General features: G+C 35.1%; 1 protein-coding gene and 1 pseudogene. One reads left to right on the forward strand and one right to left on the reverse strand.

Annotated elements, in window-relative coordinates:
• Positions 1-109: pseudogene (locus RR45_RS10955) on the reverse strand (IS6 family transposase); the annotation flags it as partial.
• Between the two features lie 102 nt (positions 110-211).
• On the opposite strand from RR45_RS10955, the gene RR45_RS11390 reads away from it, so the two are divergent.
• Positions 212-470, forward strand: a 259-nt coding sequence (locus tag RR45_RS11390) for a hypothetical protein (RefSeq protein ID WP_218838361.1), incomplete at its 3' end; no start/stop codon positions are given.

Here is a 470-nt window from a genome sequence, read left to right on the forward strand (position 1 = left end):
TAATTGGACGATGGTCCTGCTCAATTAAATTGTTGAGATATTTCACGGTTCGATGCTCCGTCTTAGTATATAAACCCTTACTCTGTAACTTTCTAAAAGCAGAGCCAAGATATAACAGATGATGAATTTGATACTCTGAAAGCTGAATTTCTTGAAGCTTATTTGAAAAACTAGGAAATCGAATTTTAATATACAAAAAAAGCAAGTTTTTTTGAAAAAATCTGCTTTTTTATCTATTTTTTTGCTTTTTTTGAATTTTTTCGATTTTCGTATAACCTGTACGCAACCATATAAAATCAGTTATATCAAGGGTTTATATGGTTGGTTGTCTAGTTACACCCCGTATTACAATTCGGGGTGTAAAGCTTTTTTCAGTCTGCCTTGGCAGACTGAAAAAGGTCTTGTAACCACTGTACAAGACCTTAAAAACCGCACTCACTACGCTTCCGCCTTACGGCTCCGCTTTTCGC

Origin of the sequence: Pseudolactococcus chungangensis CAU 28 = DSM 22330, assembly GCF_002441885.1 — a bacterium.
Classification (GTDB): Bacteria; Bacillota; Bacilli; order Lactobacillales; family Streptococcaceae; genus Pseudolactococcus; species Pseudolactococcus chungangensis.